General features: G+C 75.1%; 11 protein-coding genes. 6 read left to right on the top strand and 5 right to left on the bottom strand.

Annotated elements, in window-relative coordinates:
* Positions 1–406: 406 nt before the first annotated feature.
* The 5 genes from IG74_RS0124615 to IG74_RS0124595 all read right to left on the bottom strand — a co-directional run bounded on the left by IG74_RS0124615 (position 407) and on the right by IG74_RS0124595 (position 5,198).
* Complete coding sequence (locus IG74_RS0124615) at positions 407–1,699, bottom strand: hypothetical protein (protein ID WP_051855271.1); 1,293 nt, start codon at positions 1,697–1,699, stop codon at positions 407–409.
* A 14-nt stretch (positions 1,700–1,713) separates the two neighbouring features.
* On the bottom strand, positions 1,714–2,475 hold the full coding sequence (locus tag IG74_RS0124610; RefSeq protein WP_030681346.1) for a 4'-phosphopantetheinyl transferase family protein: 762 nt from the start codon (positions 2,473–2,475) through the stop codon (positions 1,714–1,716).
* A gap of 4 nt (positions 2,476–2,479) precedes the next feature.
* The gene (locus IG74_RS0124605; RefSeq protein WP_030681344.1) at positions 2,480–3,388 is read right to left on the bottom strand and encodes a DUF6206 family protein; all 909 of its coding nucleotides are present in this window, start codon (positions 3,386–3,388) and stop codon (positions 2,480–2,482) included.
* A gap of 9 nt (positions 3,389–3,397) precedes the next feature.
* Positions 3,398–3,805, bottom strand: a complete 408-nt coding sequence (locus tag IG74_RS0124600) for a DUF6041 domain-containing protein (protein ID WP_051855268.1) — start codon at positions 3,803–3,805, stop codon at positions 3,398–3,400.
* Positions 3,806–3,872: 67 nt separating this feature from the next.
* The gene (locus IG74_RS0124595; protein WP_234334443.1) at positions 3,873–5,198 is read right to left on the bottom strand and encodes a beta-ketoacyl-[acyl-carrier-protein] synthase family protein; all 1,326 of its coding nucleotides are present in this window, start codon (positions 5,196–5,198) and stop codon (positions 3,873–3,875) included.
* A gap of 348 nt (positions 5,199–5,546) precedes the next feature.
* Between IG74_RS0124595 and IG74_RS0124590 the strand changes: the two genes are divergently transcribed.
* From IG74_RS0124590 to IG74_RS0124565, 6 genes are all read left to right on the top strand, one after another.
* Positions 5,547–6,578, top strand: a complete 1,032-nt coding sequence (locus IG74_RS0124590; RefSeq protein ID WP_030681336.1) for a beta-ketoacyl-ACP synthase III — start codon at positions 5,547–5,549, stop codon at positions 6,576–6,578.
* A 53-nt stretch (positions 6,579–6,631) separates the two neighbouring features.
* The gene (locus IG74_RS0124585; RefSeq protein WP_030681334.1) at positions 6,632–6,898 is read left to right on the top strand and encodes an acyl carrier protein; all 267 of its coding nucleotides are present in this window, start codon (positions 6,632–6,634) and stop codon (positions 6,896–6,898) included.
* Between the two features lie 75 nt (positions 6,899–6,973).
* Complete coding sequence (locus IG74_RS0124580) at positions 6,974–7,240, top strand: acyl carrier protein (RefSeq protein WP_030681331.1); 267 nt, start codon at positions 6,974–6,976, stop codon at positions 7,238–7,240.
* Entirely contained in the window at positions 7,237–9,087 is a 1,851-nt protein-coding gene (locus IG74_RS0124575) for an aminotransferase class I/II-fold pyridoxal phosphate-dependent enzyme (protein WP_030681328.1), read from the top strand. The genes IG74_RS0124580 and IG74_RS0124575 overlap by 4 nt, the downstream gene beginning before the upstream one ends.
* A gap of 5 nt (positions 9,088–9,092) precedes the next feature.
* On the top strand, positions 9,093–10,742 hold the full coding sequence (locus tag IG74_RS0124570; protein WP_051855266.1) for a D-alanine--poly(phosphoribitol) ligase: 1,650 nt from the start codon (positions 9,093–9,095) through the stop codon (positions 10,740–10,742).
* Between the two features lie 22 nt (positions 10,743–10,764).
* The coding region (locus IG74_RS0124565) for a type I polyketide synthase (RefSeq protein WP_158857749.1) at positions 10,765–15,860 on the top strand (5,096 nt) is incomplete at its 3' end.

The following is a 15,860-nucleotide window of genomic DNA, read 5'->3' as shown; positions in this document are numbered from 1 at the left end:
CCGCATCTCGTCCGGGCGCGGATCGCGGCACCGGGCTGACCGGGCCGCGCCACTCGTCACGGCATCACGCGTCACGGCATCACGTCCGGGCGGGCCGGCCGCACCGGCCTCGTGCCCGCGTCCGGCAGGTGCCCCTTGCAGCAGTGCCCCATCTCGCCGCCCCCTTTTGAATGACACGACCATGTGCCTTCGGGTACCCCTCGTCGCTGCTGCGCGCTATCGAACCAGTCTGTTGTTCGATGGTGCACTTCACCCCGGGCCGCCGCGTCTCCCCTCCGGAATCGACGCAGGCACGTGGGTGCGGAATATTCCGTCCGCACTGCAACAGTATGTGCGCGCAACTGGCATCTGGGCGAGCTTTAATGGAAGAAGCATGAAAATGGCTCGAAACGTCGTGGGTCAAATCTCAGATCGTCCGCAGGGGCGCGTGTGCGGGGCGGCGGTGTGAGCGCGGGAACCCCGATACTCCCGCCGCTTCCGTGCCGGGGTGACCCAGCCTGCTGAGGAAAATCGCCCGTCCCGGAATGCGGAACCGATCCTCCAGAGAATGCCGCAGGTCGTCGTGCTGAAGGACGGCGCTGATGGGGTGCAGGACCAGTCCGGCCGCGGTGGCGCCCAGCCAGTAATCGGCCAGTCGTGCCCCGCCCTTGACACCGTCCGCGAGCGTCGGCGGACGCGTACCGGTCAGGCTCAGGACGGTGAGGGCGGGCGTGGGGCGCACGATGCGCGCGAGCTGCCGGGCGAGCAGACCGGGGTAGCCGACGTGCCGCAGCAGGCGCATCGTCGTGGGCGCGAGCGCGATCCTGCGCGCCCACTCGTGCGGCCGGGACAGCGGTCCGAACAGGTCCGCGAGCGTGAAGCCGTCCCCGCGCGCGGCCGCGTCCGCCGCGCTGAACCGCAGGTACGAGTGCGTCTCGCGCCAGGCGGGGCCGTGGCTGAAATCCCGTCCGGCGTGCCGGGCGACGAAGGCGGCGAGTGCGGCGCGGTCGTCATCCGACGTCAGATGGAGCACGCCGACGTCCGCGTCCCGCGCGAGGCCGGTGTCCGTCGGCGCCGCGAGCCGGTCCAGGACGTCCGGCGCGACGGGCCGCGGGCGGCAGGGGGCGCGGTGGGTGCGGCGGGCCGCCGCGGTGGCCCGCAGGGCACGCAGGTCCTCGACCGCGCCCCCGGCCTCGTGGCGCAGCCGTGCCGCGCACAGCGGCGCCCAGGTCCGCGGCCAGTCGGCGGGGCCCGGCGCCGCCCACGGCCAGGCCGCGGCCGACGGCTCCGCCAGGCCGCCGGGCGCGAACCGCAGCCCGGCCACGGTCCACCCCTGCGCGCCGAGCGCCCGCAGCAGCAGTTGCCCGTACGCGCCGCAGCTGACCAGCATCTCCACGTGCAGCGCGGGCAGCGCGCGCAGCCGCCGCTCGCGGTCGAGGGCGAGGACGAGGTACTGGTCGGCGCCCGGTGCCCCCGGTCCGCCCGCCGCCCCGTTCCCGCCCGCGTACGCGGTGGCGGGCGCGGCCCCGGCCACGGCCCGCGCGGCGGCGGCGCGGGCCTCGCCCCCGCGGGCCCAGGCCACGCCCCAGGGCTGGCAGTTGTGCGATGAAGGGCTGCGCGCGGCGACCCGCACGGCCTCGCCGACGGCGGTCCCGAAGTCCGGTTCCGTGGGCAGGGCGGGCGCGGGCGTCCCGGGCGCTTCGGTCCAGTCAGCTGTCATGGGTGTCGCTCTCCTCAGCTCCACACGAGGGAAAGGCAGTAGCCGTCGAGTTCGCGCGCCCAGCTGTCCAGGCGCAGCGCGTCCACGGCCGGGACGTGGCGCCGCAGGCCCGGTCCCGCGCGCCAGGAGAAGCGGCCGTCGGGGCGCCAGCCGGTGAGCTCGACCTCGCGCGTGTCGACCCGCAGGCCGAAGCCGAAGTGCTTGAGCACGGCCTCCTTGCACGCCCAGCGCAGCGGCAGCGGCATGGCGTCGAGGGCCGGGCAGTCCGGGTTGGCGGTGGTGAGCAACTCGGCGAGCGGGCGCGGGAGTTGGCGGGTGCGTTCGAGGTCGATGCCGACGGCGCGCGGACCGCAGGCGGCGACGGCCAGGTCGCCCGAGTGGGTCAGGCCCACCTCCACGGGCGCGTCGACGGTGGGTTTGCCCGCGCGGATGCCGCCCGCCACCGCGCCGACACGGACGTCGCGCGTGCGCACGCACACCCCGCTGTGCCGCCGCAGATAGGCGCTGACGCCGTGCTTGACGGCGAGCCGTCCGGCCATCCACTCCACGCGCCGCTTGGGCACGGCCAGGTCGGCGGCGCGGGCCCGCTCCTCTTCGGTGAGGTGCCGGGCCTGGAGCGCGGCGCGGTCGGCTTCGGCCCGCGCGCGCACCCAGGCGATCGAGACGACGGCGAGGGTCAGCGGTCCGCGCGCGTGCGAGACGCGCAGGGGGCACGCCGGGTCCAGTCGCACGCTCTCGTCCAGGCCGGGTGCCGGGGTGCGGGCGAGGAGGGCCATCGGGTCAGCGGTCCACGGGCGGCGGCAGCAGGAACGGGTACGTGCGGCGCCTGACCTTGCGGTGCCAGAACCGGTCGGCGGCGCGCAGCCGCTGGATCAGCTCCCACATGCGGGCGTCGTCGCGGTAGTAGGCGGCGACCTCGTCGGCGGTGAGGGGCTCGGCCAGGCGGGCGTTGGCCTCCTCCAGGAAGGCGGGGACGAGCGCCCCCAGGCGTTCCTTGTGGAGGTTGCCGAGGAAGTCCAGGAGCACCCCGCGGGTCTCGTAGAACTTGTCGAAGATCGACTTGGCCATGGCCAGGCGCACGGCGTCGCGCAGGATCCACGGCAGCGAGGTGAAGAACAGGCGCACGTCGAGCTCTTCGCGCCCCCGGGCGTCGCGCATGAGGGGCGTGGTGACGTCCAGGTAGGTCAGCTCGCCGTCGATGTCGATCCAGTTGGCGGCCTGCGCGTCCAGGCCGGTGGTGGGGCCGACGGCGGCGTCGACGCGGTCGAGGAAGCGGACGAAGAAGTTCTTCGCCCAGGCCTCGCCCTCGGTGTGCAGCAGGCGGGAGCACAGCCGCTCGGGCGGCAGTTCGCGCTGGACGCAGTACGCGATGATCCGCCCGCCGGGGCCGCGGGTGTGCCACACCTCGGTGGGCGCTACGGTGAGCCCGCGGTCGGCGAGGCGGCGCAGATACGCGTCGAGGCCGTCCCGGTAGCGGTCGAAGCGGCCCCGGTCGGGGAAGGCGGGCAGGCGCTTGCAGGCGAAGGAGCCCGCCGTCGTGCGCAGCCGCAGGACGAGGGTGATCTCGCCGTAGCCGAGCACGTCGAGCGCGCTGTCGTCGGCGGTGCGCAGGGCGTGCCGCACCCGCCGCTCCAGGTCCTGGAGTTCGGCGTGCGGCAGCGGGAAGGCCGGGGGGTGCCGGTAGGTCATGGGGTGCCCTCACTGGGGTGTCCGGCGGGTGTGGGCCCGAAGGAGCCAGAGGCCCGCGGCGACGAAGGCGGCGTCGAAGAGGAGGATCGCCGGGACGCTGGTGACGAGGACCGCCACGAAGCAGGCCAGCATGGCCAGTTGGGCCCATAGGGCCGCGATGACCAGCCGCCGGTTCCGGTTGGCCACGAGGACGGCTCCGCCGGCGAACATCGCCACGCCGACCAGGGTGGCGACGGCGGTCGGGTGCGCGGCGAGGCGGTCGCTGAGCGGGCCGATGACGGCGATGCCCTCGTTGGCGTCGGCCGCGTCGTCGAGGCGGCCTTCGACCGACTCGACGCGGGGGAAGAACTTGGCGACGCCCGCGAGGACGTAGAGGACGCCGAGGGTGCGCTGGAGCAGCAGGTTCCGGCCGGACACGCGTCAGAGTCTCCTCCGGCCGGGTCCCGCCGGCCCGCCCCTTTCCGGCCCTCGCGGGACGCCGGGCTCATGCCGCCGTCACCACCAGGACCGCGTTCTGGCCGCCGAAGCCGAAGGAGTTGCTGACGGCGACCTCCAGGGGGCGCTCGCGCGGAGCCCCGGTGACGACGTCGAGGTCGATGTCGGGGTCCTGGTGCGTGAGGTTGGCGGTCGGCGGCACCGTGCCGTGCTGCACGCTCAGGACGGTGAGGGCGGCCTCGATCGCCCCGGCCGCGCCGAGGGTGTGGCCGAGGACGCCCTTGGTGGAGGTGACGGCCGGGCCGGTGCCGAGGAACTTGCGCAGGACGGCGGCCTCCGCGGCGTCGTTCAGGGGCGTGGACGTGCCGTGCGCGTTGACGTGGTCGACCTCGTCGGGCATCACGCCCGCGCGCGCCAGGGCGGTGCGCAGGGCAAGCAGGACGCCGGTGCCCTGCGGGTCGGGGGCCGTCAGGTGGTGGGCGTCGGCCGACGCGCCGTACCCGGCCACGCGGGCCCGGACGGCGGCGCCCCGGGCGCGGGCGTCGGCGGCGCGCTCCAGGACGAGCATGCCGCTGCCCTCGCCGATGACGAAGCCGTCCCGGTCCCGGTCGAACGGGCGGGACGCGGCCGCGGGTTCGCCGACGCGCCGGGACAGGGCGCCCATCTGCGCGAAGCCCGTCACCATCAGCGGGGTCACCCCGGCCTCGCCGCCCCCGGCGACCACCACGTCGCAGCTGCCGTCGCGCAGCAGCTGGAGCGCGGTGCCGATGGCGGTGGCGCCGGACGCGCAGGCCGTCGCCGTGACGAGGTTGGGCCCGGTGGCCCCCAGGTCCATCGCCAGGTGCCCGGCCACCATGTTCGGTACGAGCATGGGGACGAGCAGCGCCGACACGGCCTTGGGCCCCTCGTCGAGCAGCCGCCGGTGCTGTGCCTCCCAGGTGGCGACGCCGCCGAGGCCGCAGCCGACGACGACGCCCACGCGGGCGCCGTCCCAGGTCTCCGGGTCGAGTCCGCTGTCCGCGACGGCCTCGCGCGCCGCCGCGACGGACAGCTGGCTGAACCGGTCCTGCGTCAGGGCGCTGCGCCTGCCCACGTGGCGCCGGGGCGAGAACCCGGGCACGGTGCAGGAGATGTCGACGGGCAGGCCCGCGAGCGCCGGGTCACTGGCCGCCGCGGACACGCCCCCGCACACCCCCGCCCAGGTGGCCGCCGCCCCGATCCCGGCGGCGGTGACAAGACCCACCCCGGTCACCGCCACGGCGTCGCGCTCGGGGGCCGCGGCGCCGGTGGCGGGACTCGGGGCGGGGCGCTCGGGGAGCGGGCGCGCGGGCCCGGCCGGTGGGGGACCGCCGTCCCCGGGCGCGGGCGCCGTCATCGCGGCACCCCGCCGTCGTCGTACCGGATGGCCGGTCCTGCGTACGTCGTGCACATCGAATGCGCCCCACCTCTCGGTCGCTTGGGGTCGAGTCTGCGGGCCGTGGCTGACCGGGCACCGCGTACGGCGCTGACGGCCGGCTGACCGCGCGGGCACGCGGCCCCCGCGGCACGGCCCGGGCGGGCGCGATCAGCGAGCGGTCAGCGCGCCGTCAGCATGCGTGACCGCGTTCCGTCAGCCCGCCCCGCGAGACTCGACGTCAGCTTCAGCGTCCTGCCGTCGGCGTACCGGATGCGTACCGGATGCCGCGCACCGACCGGGCGGACCAGTCGAGACCGAGGAGCACGCGTGACCGCACCGCCACCGAGCCATCCGCCGCCGCACCGGGCCGCGGTCCTCGCCGGGGTCGGCGGCTGTCTGCCGCCGACCGCCGTCACGAACGACGAGCTGGCCGATCGGCTCGACAGCTCGGACGCGTGGATCCGCTCGCGCACGGGCATCCGGCAGCGCTACTTCGCCCCGCCCGGCACGGCCACCTCCGATCTGGCGGTCGGCGCGGGCGCCAAGGCCCTCAAGTCGTCGGGCACCCCCGACGCGGACGCCGTCCTGCTCGCCACCACCACGCCGGACCGGCCGTGCCCGGCGACGGCGCCGGTGGTGGCGGCGCGGCTCGGTCTCACCGGGGCCGCCGCCTTTGACGTGTCCGCGGTCTGCACGGGGTTCGTGTACGCGCTCGCGTCGGCGGCGGGCCTGATCGCGGCGGGCGCGGCGGAGCGCGTCCTGGTGATCGGCGCGGAGACGTTCTCCACGCTGCTCGACCCGGACGACCGGTCCACGGCCGTGATCTTCGGGGACGGCGCGGGCGCGGTGGTCCTGCGCGCGGGCGACGCCGCGGAGCCGGGCGCGCTCGGCCCGTTCGACCTGGGCAGCGACGGCGGCCGCGAGGACCTGATCACGGTGCCCGCGGGCGGCTCGCGCCAGCGCCTCTCCGGCGTGGCACCCGCGGCCCGCGACCGCTACTTCGCGATGGACGGCAAGGAGGTGTTCCGGCACGCCGTGCGGCGGATGTCCGCGTCGGCGCGCGCCGTGCTCGACCGGGCGGGCCTGCGCCCCGACGACGTGGACCACCTGGTCGGCCACCAGGCCAATCTGCGCATCACCAACCACGTGGCCGACGAGGTCGGCATCCCCCGCCGGCGCTGCTTCAGCAACATCGCCGAGGTCGGCAACACCGCCGCCGCCTCCATTCCGCTCGCCCTGGACCAGGCGCACGCGGACGGCGTCCTGACGGCGGGCGGCCGCGTGCTGCTCACCGCCTTCGGCGGCGGGCTCACCTGGGGATCGACGGTACTGACCTGGCCGCGGCTCGACCGCGCCTGACGGCCCGGCCCGCGCACGCACGGACCGGGCACGTGAACACAAGGGAGAACCGCATGAGCGCGATGTACGACAGGCTGGTCGACCTCCTGGTCGACCGTTTCGAGGTGGACCGCGCGGAGATCGGTCCCGACACCAAGTTCGAGGACCTCGACATGGACTCGCTGTTCCTGGTCGAGCTGCTCCTGGTGATCCAGTCCGAGTTCAAGGTCGACATCGCGGAGGACGCGGCGACACCGGGCGACACGATCACGGCGGTCGCCGAGCTGATCGCGCGCGAGAGCGCCCCCACGGCGTCGGCGACCACAGGAGAGCGAGCCTGAGCGCTCCGCAGGAGTGGCCGCCTTCGGGGCGCCGCCGGACCGCATCGCAGTTCCACAAGACCGCTTAGGACGGCCATGAGCACCCAGCAGTCGATCATCAACTACATCGCCGACGTCTGGCTCGAGGGCGACGCCGAGGGGCTCGACGCCCAGCTCCCCATCGCCGAGCTGAACATCATCGACTCGGCCGGGATCTTCGACCTCGTGCACTACCTCCAGACCGACTTCCGCATCACCGTGCCGCTGCGGGAGATCTCCCCGGCGAACTTCCGGACCGTCGACTCGATCGCCGCGCTCGTCGACCGGCTGCGGGCCGCGCCCGAAGGAGAGGCCGTGCGATGACCAGTGTGCACCGCCAGATCGTGGACATCGTGGCCTCGCGGACGCTGTACGACGAGTCGTACCTGCTGCCCGAGAGCCACTTCGAGGCCGAACTCGGCATCGACTCCGTCATCTTCGAGTCGATCCTGGCCACGGTCCGGGAGCGCTTCGCCCTCGCCGCGGAGCTGCCCACCGGGCTCGCGACCATCCGGGAGCTGGTCGACGCCGTCGAGGAGACGCTCCAGGGCGCCGCGCCGCCCGCAGCGGCGCCTCCGGCGGCGGCTCCGCCCGCCGACACCACGGGCGACCCGCTGACCGAGGCCGTCGTCGGCGCCGCCATGCGCCACACCCAGTACACCCGTGAACAGCTGCCCCTGGACGCCGACTTCGAGGGGGAGCTGGGCATCGACTCGGTGGTGCTCGTGTCCGTCGTCGCGGACAGCGCCCGCGACCTCGGCCTTCCCGACCAGCTGGCGGGCACGGTCACCGCGCCCACGCTGCGCGCTCTGATCGCCGAGCTGCGCCCCTTCCTCGACGCCGACGGGCCACGGCCCGGGACCGCTCCGGTGGCCGAGTCCGCCGCCGCGGCCGCGGGGCCCGGCGTCGGCTGGGACGGCCGCTCCATGAAGGACTTCGTGGAGGAGCGCGACACCGACCTGTTCGCCAAGGCCCGCAGCTTCCGCTCGTACCTGCGCGGCCGCGAGGCCGAACACCTCTACTGGTACGGCATGCCGCTGCACTCGCGCTGCGGCAACCGGGCGCTGATCCTGGACGAACTCACCGGGCAGAAGCGCGAGTTCCTGATGTTCGCCTCCAACAACTACCTGGGGCTCGCCAACCACCCGAAGGTCATCGAGGCGGTGTGCGAGGCCACCCGCACCTTCGGCGCGACCCACACCGGCTCGCGCTTCATCGGCGGCACGAACATGCTCCACAAGGAGCTGGAGCGGCGCCTCGCCGCGTTCAAGGGCCGTCCTGCGTGCATCGTCTATCCCGGCGGGTACGCCGCGAACCTCGGCGCCATCTCGGCGCTCGTGAAGAGCTACGACACGCTGGTCGTCGACAAGCTCAACCACATGAGCATCGTCGACGGCGCCCGGCTCTCCGGCGGCGTCCGCAAGATCTACCAGCACAACGACATGGCGGACCTGGAGCGCATCCTCAAGCGCCGCGACGACCGCTCGGGCGGCGCGCTCATCGTCGCCGACGGCGTGTTCAGCATGCACGGCGACCTCTGCGACCTGCCGCAGATCGTGCGGCTCGGCAAGGAGTACGGCGCCCGCGTCATGGTCGACGACGCGCACGCGACGGGCGTCCTCGGCGAGCGCGGCACCGGCACCACCGAGCACTTCGGCCTCAAGGGCGAGGTCGACCTGGAGCTCGGCACCATGAGCAAGGCCCTCGCGGGCATGGGCGGCTTCGTCGTCGGCGAGGAGGAGGTCATCGAGTACCTGCGGTTCTACTCCCATTCGTACGTGTTCGCCGCCAACATCCCCGCGGGCGTCGCGGCCGGGCTCATCGCCGCGCTCGACGTCATCGAGGCCGAGCCGCAGCGCGTCGGCCTGCTGTGGTCCAACATCCGCTTCCTGCACCGGCAACTCGTCGACGCGGGCTTCGACCTGGAGAACACCGAGAGCGCGATCCTGCCGCTGGTCATCGGCGACGAGCGCAAGGCGATGGAGATGGGCCGCGCCGTGCGGGCGCGCGGTCTGTTCTGCCAGACGGTGGTGTTCCCCGGCGTGCCGCTCGGCGACGCGCGGCTGCGGATCAGCGTCACCTGCGAGCACACGCGCGAGGACCTCAGGACGGCGGCGGACGTCTTCGTCGAGGCCGCCCGCGAGGTCGGCGTGCTGCCCTCGGCGGGGTGAGCGCGATGACGACCGGGACCGAAGTCGCCCTGTCCGGCACCGCCCTGTCGGATGTCGCCCTGATCCGCAAGCCGTGGCCGCTCGACGCCGAGCAGACCGCGCGGCCCGCGTTCGTGGGCCCGCGGGCGCGGACGTACGGCGAGTTCGCGGCGCACGTCGCGGCCGTCGCCTCGGGCCTGCTCGGCCTCGGCGCGGCGGTCGGCGACCGGGTGGCGATCTGGCTGGACAAGCAGCCGCGCTACGCGGAGGTGATCCTCGGCGCGCTGCACGCGGGCTGCGCGTACGTGCCGCTCGACGGCGGACAGCCGGTGGCCCGCGTGGAGACGATCCTCGCGGACGCGGAGCCGGTGGCGCTGTTCACGGACCGCCGCCGCCTGGCCGCCCTGAGCACCCGTCAACTCCCTTCGTCACTGAGGGTGATCGTGCTCGCCGACGAGGAGGACGAGGCCCCGGCGGACGGCCCGCCGGACGCCGCGCGGGCCCCGCTGCACGGCTGGGCCGCCTTCACCTCGTCCGCCGCCGGGCACGTCGTGCTCCTGCCGCCCCTGGAGCGCGACGACCTCGCCGCGATCCTCTACACCTCGGGCTCGACCGGCACGCCCAAGGGGGTGCGGATCAGCTACCGGAACCTCGCGGCCTTCATCCGCTGGGCCCGCGCGGAGCTGGCCGTCGGCGCCGGGGACGTGTTCGCGGGCCATGCCTCGTTCAACTTCGACCTGTCCACGTTCGACCTGTTCACGGCCCTGTCCGTGGGCGCGGCCGTGTGGGTCGTGCCGGACGAGCAGGCCCGTGACGTGGGCGCGCTCGCGGCGGGCATCCGCGAGCACGGCGTCACCGTGTGGTACTCGGTGCCGTCGGTCCTGCACCTCCTCACGGTGTCGGGGGCGCTCACCCCCGAGACCGTGAGGAGCCTGCGGTACGTACTGTTCGCGGGCGAGGTGTTCCCGATCCCCCAACTGCGGGCGCTCGCCGCGCTGCTGCCCGGCGAGGTGGGGCTCTACAACCTGTACGGGCCCACGGAGACGAACGTCTGCACCTACCACCGCGTGCGCCCCGAGGACCTGGCCCGGCAGGAGCCCGTGCCCATCGGCACCCCGCTGCCCGGCGCCGACGTGTCCGTCGTCGACGCCGCGGGACGCGTCGTGACCGGCCCGGACGCCTGCGGCGAACTCGTCGTCCAGGGCGACTGCGTGACGCCCGGCTACTGGCGCCGCGAGTCCGAGCCCGCATCCGCCGGGCACCGCAGGGGCCGCCACGCCACCGGTGACCTGGTGAGCTACGACGGCGCGAGCCTCGTCTACCGCGGCCGCAAGGACCGCATGGTCAAGCTCGCCGGCTACCGCGTGGAGCTGGGCGAGATCGAGGCCGCGGTGCTGCGCCACCCCGGCGTCGCCCAGGCCGCCGTCGTCGCCGAGACCCGCGACGGCGAGCCGGCCGTCGCCCTGTACTTCACGCTCAGCGGCCGCACCCCGCGGCCGAACCTGATCGAGCTGAAGCGGCACTGCGCCCAGCACCTGCCCCGCTACATGCTGCCGCGCACCGCCACCTGCCTCGACGAACTGCCGCACAACGCCAACGGCAAGACCGACTACCACCGCCTGGGCGGCGCCACGCCCGCGCCCGCCCCCGCCCGGCGGGCCGAGCCCGGCATCTGACCGGCGACCGACGGAGACGTACATGACCCATGGCCCGACCGAGATCCCCCGGCACGGCGGCGCGTCGCGGGCCCCGCGGCACCTGGTGGCCCTGGTGCGCGCGCACGCCGCAGACCGGCCGGACGCGCTCGCCTACCGCTTCGTCGAGGGCGCCGACGCCACCGCGCCGGAGTGGACGTACCGCGAACTCGACCTGCGCGCACGCCGTGTCGCGGCGCTGCTCCAGGCCGAGGGACTGACGGGTGCGCCGGTGCTGCTGCTCCACCCGCCGGGGCTCGGCTACATAGCGGGGTTCCTCGGCTGTCTGTACGCGGGGTCCTTCGCCGTGCCCGCGTATCCCCCGGACACCCGGCGCTTCGGCCAGACCACGGCGCGGCTCGCCGCCATCGCCCGGGACGCGCGGGCGACCCACGCGCTGACCACGCCCGGCCTGGCGCGGCTCGCCGACGAGCGCAAGGACGAGCTCGCCGCGCTCGGGCTCGGCGGCCTCCGCTGGCTGACCACGGGCGGGCCCGACGCGCCCCGGGGCGAGGCGCCGGACGCCGCCGACTGGCGCGAGCCCGATCTGAGCGGCGACTCGCTCGCCTTCCTCCAGTACACCTCCGGATCGACGTCCGCGCCCAAGGGCGTGCTGGTCGGCCACGGCAATCTGCTGCACAACCTCGGCGCCATCCACCGCAGGCTGGAGCACGACGAGCGGTCGGCGATGGTGTCGTGGCTGCCGCCCTACCACGACATGGGTCTGATCGGCGGCATCCTGTCGCCGCTGTACGGCGGCTTCCCCGCGCATCTGATGGCGCCGATGTCCTTCGTGCGCAAGCCGCTGCTCTGGCTGCGGACGCTCTCCGACACGCGGGCCTCCACCAGCGTCGCGCCCAACTTCGGCTTCGAGGCGTGCGTCCGCCGGATCACCGACGAGGAGCGCGCCGGGCTCGACCTGAGCCACTGGCGCCTGGCCCTGAACGGCGCGGAGCCGGTGCGCGCCGACACCCTGGACCGCTTCGCCGAGCGGTTCGCGCCGTGCGGGTTCCGCCGCGCCGCGCTGCTGCCCTGCTACGGGCTCGCCGAGGCCACCTTGATGGTGACCGGCGTACGCGCCCACGAGCCGCCCGCCGTCGGCGCGTTCGACGCGGCCGCGCTCGGCGCGGGCACCGCGGCCCCTGCGGACGGCGGCCGCGTCACCCGGGTCGTGGGCTGCGGCCCCGCGGTCGACGGCCTGGACGTGGCGGTCGTGGACACCGCGACACGCCGCCGGATCACGGCCGACGGCACCGTCGGCGAGATCTGGATCGCGGGCGGCAGCGTGGCGCGGGGCTACTGGCGGCGCCCGGAGGCCACCGAGGAGACCTTCCGGGCGCGTCTCGCGGACGAGGGCGACACGCCGTACCTGCGCACCGGCGACCTCGGTTTCGTGCACGCCGGGCAGCTGCACGTGGTCGGCCGCACCAAGGACGTGGTCATCGTGCAGGGCCGCAACCACTACCCGCACGACGTCGAACTCACCGTGGAGCGGGCCGATCCGGCGATCCGCGCGGGCTGCGGCGCCGCGTTCGCCGTGGAGGTCGACGGCGCCGAGCAGCTCGTGGTGGCGTACGAGATCGACGGCAGGCGCACCGAGGACGCCGCAGGGGTGCTTGCCCGGCTTCGCTCGGCGATCGCCGAGGAGCACGAGGTTGCACCGCATGCCGTGCTGCTCCTCAAACGGTCGACCGTGCCTAAGACCACGAGTGGGAAGATTCAGCGGCAGGCGTGCCGCAAGGACTTTCTTGGGCTGGGCCTCAGGGTGGTGGCAGCGAGCGTGGCTCGCGACACGCCGGGGCCGGGCGATTCACCGGAACTGCCACCGTGGGCCGTCGATTGGCTGCGGGAGCATTGTGGCTGGTCACGCAGTTCCCCGCGCCCCTTGAGGGCAGCGCTGCCTGACCTCGGCCTCGCCGAGTCAGGGCTCGACTTTCTTCAACTGCTGGCTCTCGTGAGGGCGTTGGAGGCGCGGTACGACACCGTACTGCCTGTTGGGGAACTGCTCGCACGGCCCCGGGTCGGCACTCTCGTCGAGTTGCTCGCGGACTCCGAGGGCCCGGACGGAGTCTGGGCGGCCGACTCGGTCGAGGTGTGGCTCACCGGGCGAGTCGCCGAGCGGCTCGGGCTTGCCGTCACCGCCGTGGATCCCACGAAGCCGCTCGCCTCGCTCGGTCTTGACTCCAAACAGGCCGTGGCCGTGCTCGGGGAACTCGGCGCGCGCACCGGCCGCGAGATCCCCGCCTCCGTCGTCTTCGACCACCCGACGATCCGCGCGATCGCGGCGCACCTGGCGACCACCCGGGCCACCGGCCCGGCCGACGGCGGCGCGCCCGAGGAGCGGGCCGCGCCCGAGCCCGTCGCCGTCGTCGGCATCGGCTGCCGCTTCCCCGGCGCGCCGGACCCGGACAGTTTCGGACGGCTGCTGCGCGACGGCCGGGACGCGATCACCGAGGTGCCGCCGGGCCGCTGGGACGCCGAGCGGGTCGCCGCGCCGGACTTCGGCGGGTTCCTGGACGGCGTGGCGGACTTCGACGCCCGCTTCTTCGGCGTGTCGGCGCGCGAAGCGGTCCGCATGGACCCGCAGCAGCGCCTGCTGCTCGAAGTGGCCTGGCAGACCCTGGAGGACGCGGGCCTCGACCCGACGTCGCTCGCGGGCAGCGCCACCGGCGTGTTCGCGGGCATCAGCAGCCACGACTACAGCGAGCTCCAGATGGGCCGCCTGGACACCGTGGACGTGCACGGCGCCACCGGCAACGCGCACTCCGTCGCCGCCAACCGGCTGTCGTACGTCCTCGACCTGCGCGGCCCGAGCCTCGCCCTGGACACCGCGTGCTCGTCGTCCCTGACGGCCGTGCACCTGGCGTGCGACAGCCTGCGCAGGGGCGAGTGCTCCCTGGCGCTCGCGGGCGGGGTGAACCTGATGCTCACACCGGGCCTGTCGGTGGCGTTCGCGGACGGCGGCATGCTCGCCGCGGACGGCCGCTGCCGCACCTTCGACGACGCGGCGGGCGGCTACGTGCGCGGCGAGGGCGCGGGCCTGGTGCTGCTCAAGCCGCTGTCCGCCGCGCTCGCCGACGGCGACCGGGTGCACGCGGTCATCAAGGGCTCGGCGACCGGGCACGGCGGGCGAAGCAACGGCCTGACCGCGCCCAAGGGTTCGGCGCAGCGCGCGGTGATCGAACAGGCCCTGGCGCGCGCCGGGCTGAGCGGCAAGGAGGTCGACTACGTCGAGGCGCACGGCACCGGCACGCCGCTCGGCGACCCCGTGGAGTGGGAGGGCCTCGCGGGCGCGTACGGCATGGGCCGCCCGGACGGCGCGCGCTGCCTGGTCGGCTCGGTGAAGACCAACATCGGGCATCTGGAGGCGGCCGCGGGCATCGCGGGCCTGATCAAGGCGGCGCTGGTGGTGCGCGACCGCGAGGTGCCGCCGACGCTGCACCTGCGCACGCCGAACCGGCAGCTGGACTGGGAGGGCGCGGGCCTCCACGTGCCGACGCGCCGGACGCCGCTCGTGGCGCGCGGACCGGTGCGGGCCGCGGTCAGCTCCTTCGGGTTCGGCGGCGCGAACGCGCACGTGGTCCTGGAGTCACCGCCCGAGCCCGGCCTCGCCGCACGGGAACGGCCCGTGCGGGAGCGGCCCGCCCGGCCGGTGCACGCCCTGTGCCTGTCCGGCCACACGCCGACCGCCCTGACGACGCTGGCCCGGGAGTGGCGCACCCATCTCGCCGCCCACCCCGACACGCCCGTGGGCGACCTGTGCCGGGCGGCGAACACCGGCCGCGCACGGCTCGCGCACCGCGCGGTCGTCGTCGGCGGCTCCGCGGCGGCCCTCGACTCCGGTGTCGACGCGCTCGCGCGCGGCGACGCGGCACAGGGCCTGGTGCGCGGCACGGCTCCGCACGGCCCGGCGCCCAAGGTTGCGTTCCTGTTCACCGGTCAGGGCACGCAGTACCCGGGCATGGGCGGGGGCCTGTACGACACGCACGCCGCGTTCGCCCGCGCCATCGACCGCGCGGACCGCGTGCTGCGGCCCGAACTGGGCGTGCCGCTCCAGGAGTTGCTGTTCGACACGGCCAACGACACGGCCACGGGCGAGGCCGGCGAAGCGGCTGGGGACCCGGCCGCGCGGCTGCGGTCCACCCGCCACTGCCAGCCCGCCCTGGTGGCCCTGGAGGTCGCCCTCGCCGAGCTGTGGCTGTCGCTCGGGGTGCGGCCCGCCGCCGTCCTCGGGCACAGCGTCGGCGCGTACGCGGCCGCGTACGTGTCCGGCGCGCTCTCCTTCGACGACGCCCTCACCCTCGCCGCGGTGCGCGGGCGCCTGATGGCCGAGCAGCCGGGGGACGGCGCGATGATCGCCTGCGTCGGCGACGCGGACACGGTGCGGGCGGTGGCCGAAGGCCTCGGCTCCGTGTCGGTGGCCGCCGTCAACTCCCCCACCCACCTCGTCCTGTCCGGCGAGCGCGAGCAGATCGAGCGGGCCGGTGCCGCGCTGCGCGAGCGGTCGGTCACGGTCAAGCCGCTCGCCGTGTCGCACGCCTTCCACTCGCCGCTGATGGCGGGCGCGGCCGAGCCGCTGCGGGCGGCCGCGCGGCCGGTGCGGTTCGCCGAGCCCGTCATCCCCTGGGTGTCGGACGCCACCGGCGAACCGGTCGGGCGGATCGACGCCGACGCCCTGGTGGACCACCTCCTGGGCACCGTGCGGTTCGCCGACGGCTGCGCGGCGCTGCGCCGCATCGGCTGCACCGCCTTCGTGGAGGTCGGCCCGCACCCGACGCTGCTCGGCCTGGCCCGCGCCACGGCGCCCGCGGCCCCCGCGGACACCGGGCGGCCACCCCTGTGGCTGCCGTCCCTGCGCCGCCCCGCCCCCGGCGCGGCGGCGGGCTCGGGCGACTGGGAGACCCTCCTCCAGTCCCTGGGCCGGCTGCACTGCGCGGGCGGCGCGGTGGACTGGGCCGCGCTCGACGAGGGCCACCGCGGCCCCCGGGTGCCGGTGCCGCACGCGGTCCTGGAGCGGGAGCCGTACTGGTTCACGCCGCCGCGGGCCGCGGCGGCCCCCGAGGGGGCCGTGCCCGAGCCGTCCGTGCCCCTCACTGAGGC

The organism is Streptomyces sp. NRRL B-1347 (genome assembly GCF_000720325.1).
GTDB lineage: Bacteria > Actinomycetota > Actinomycetes > Streptomycetales > Streptomycetaceae > Streptomyces.
Note: the sequence above shows the minus strand (reverse complement) of the source record. Positions and strands in the feature narration are given on the sequence as shown.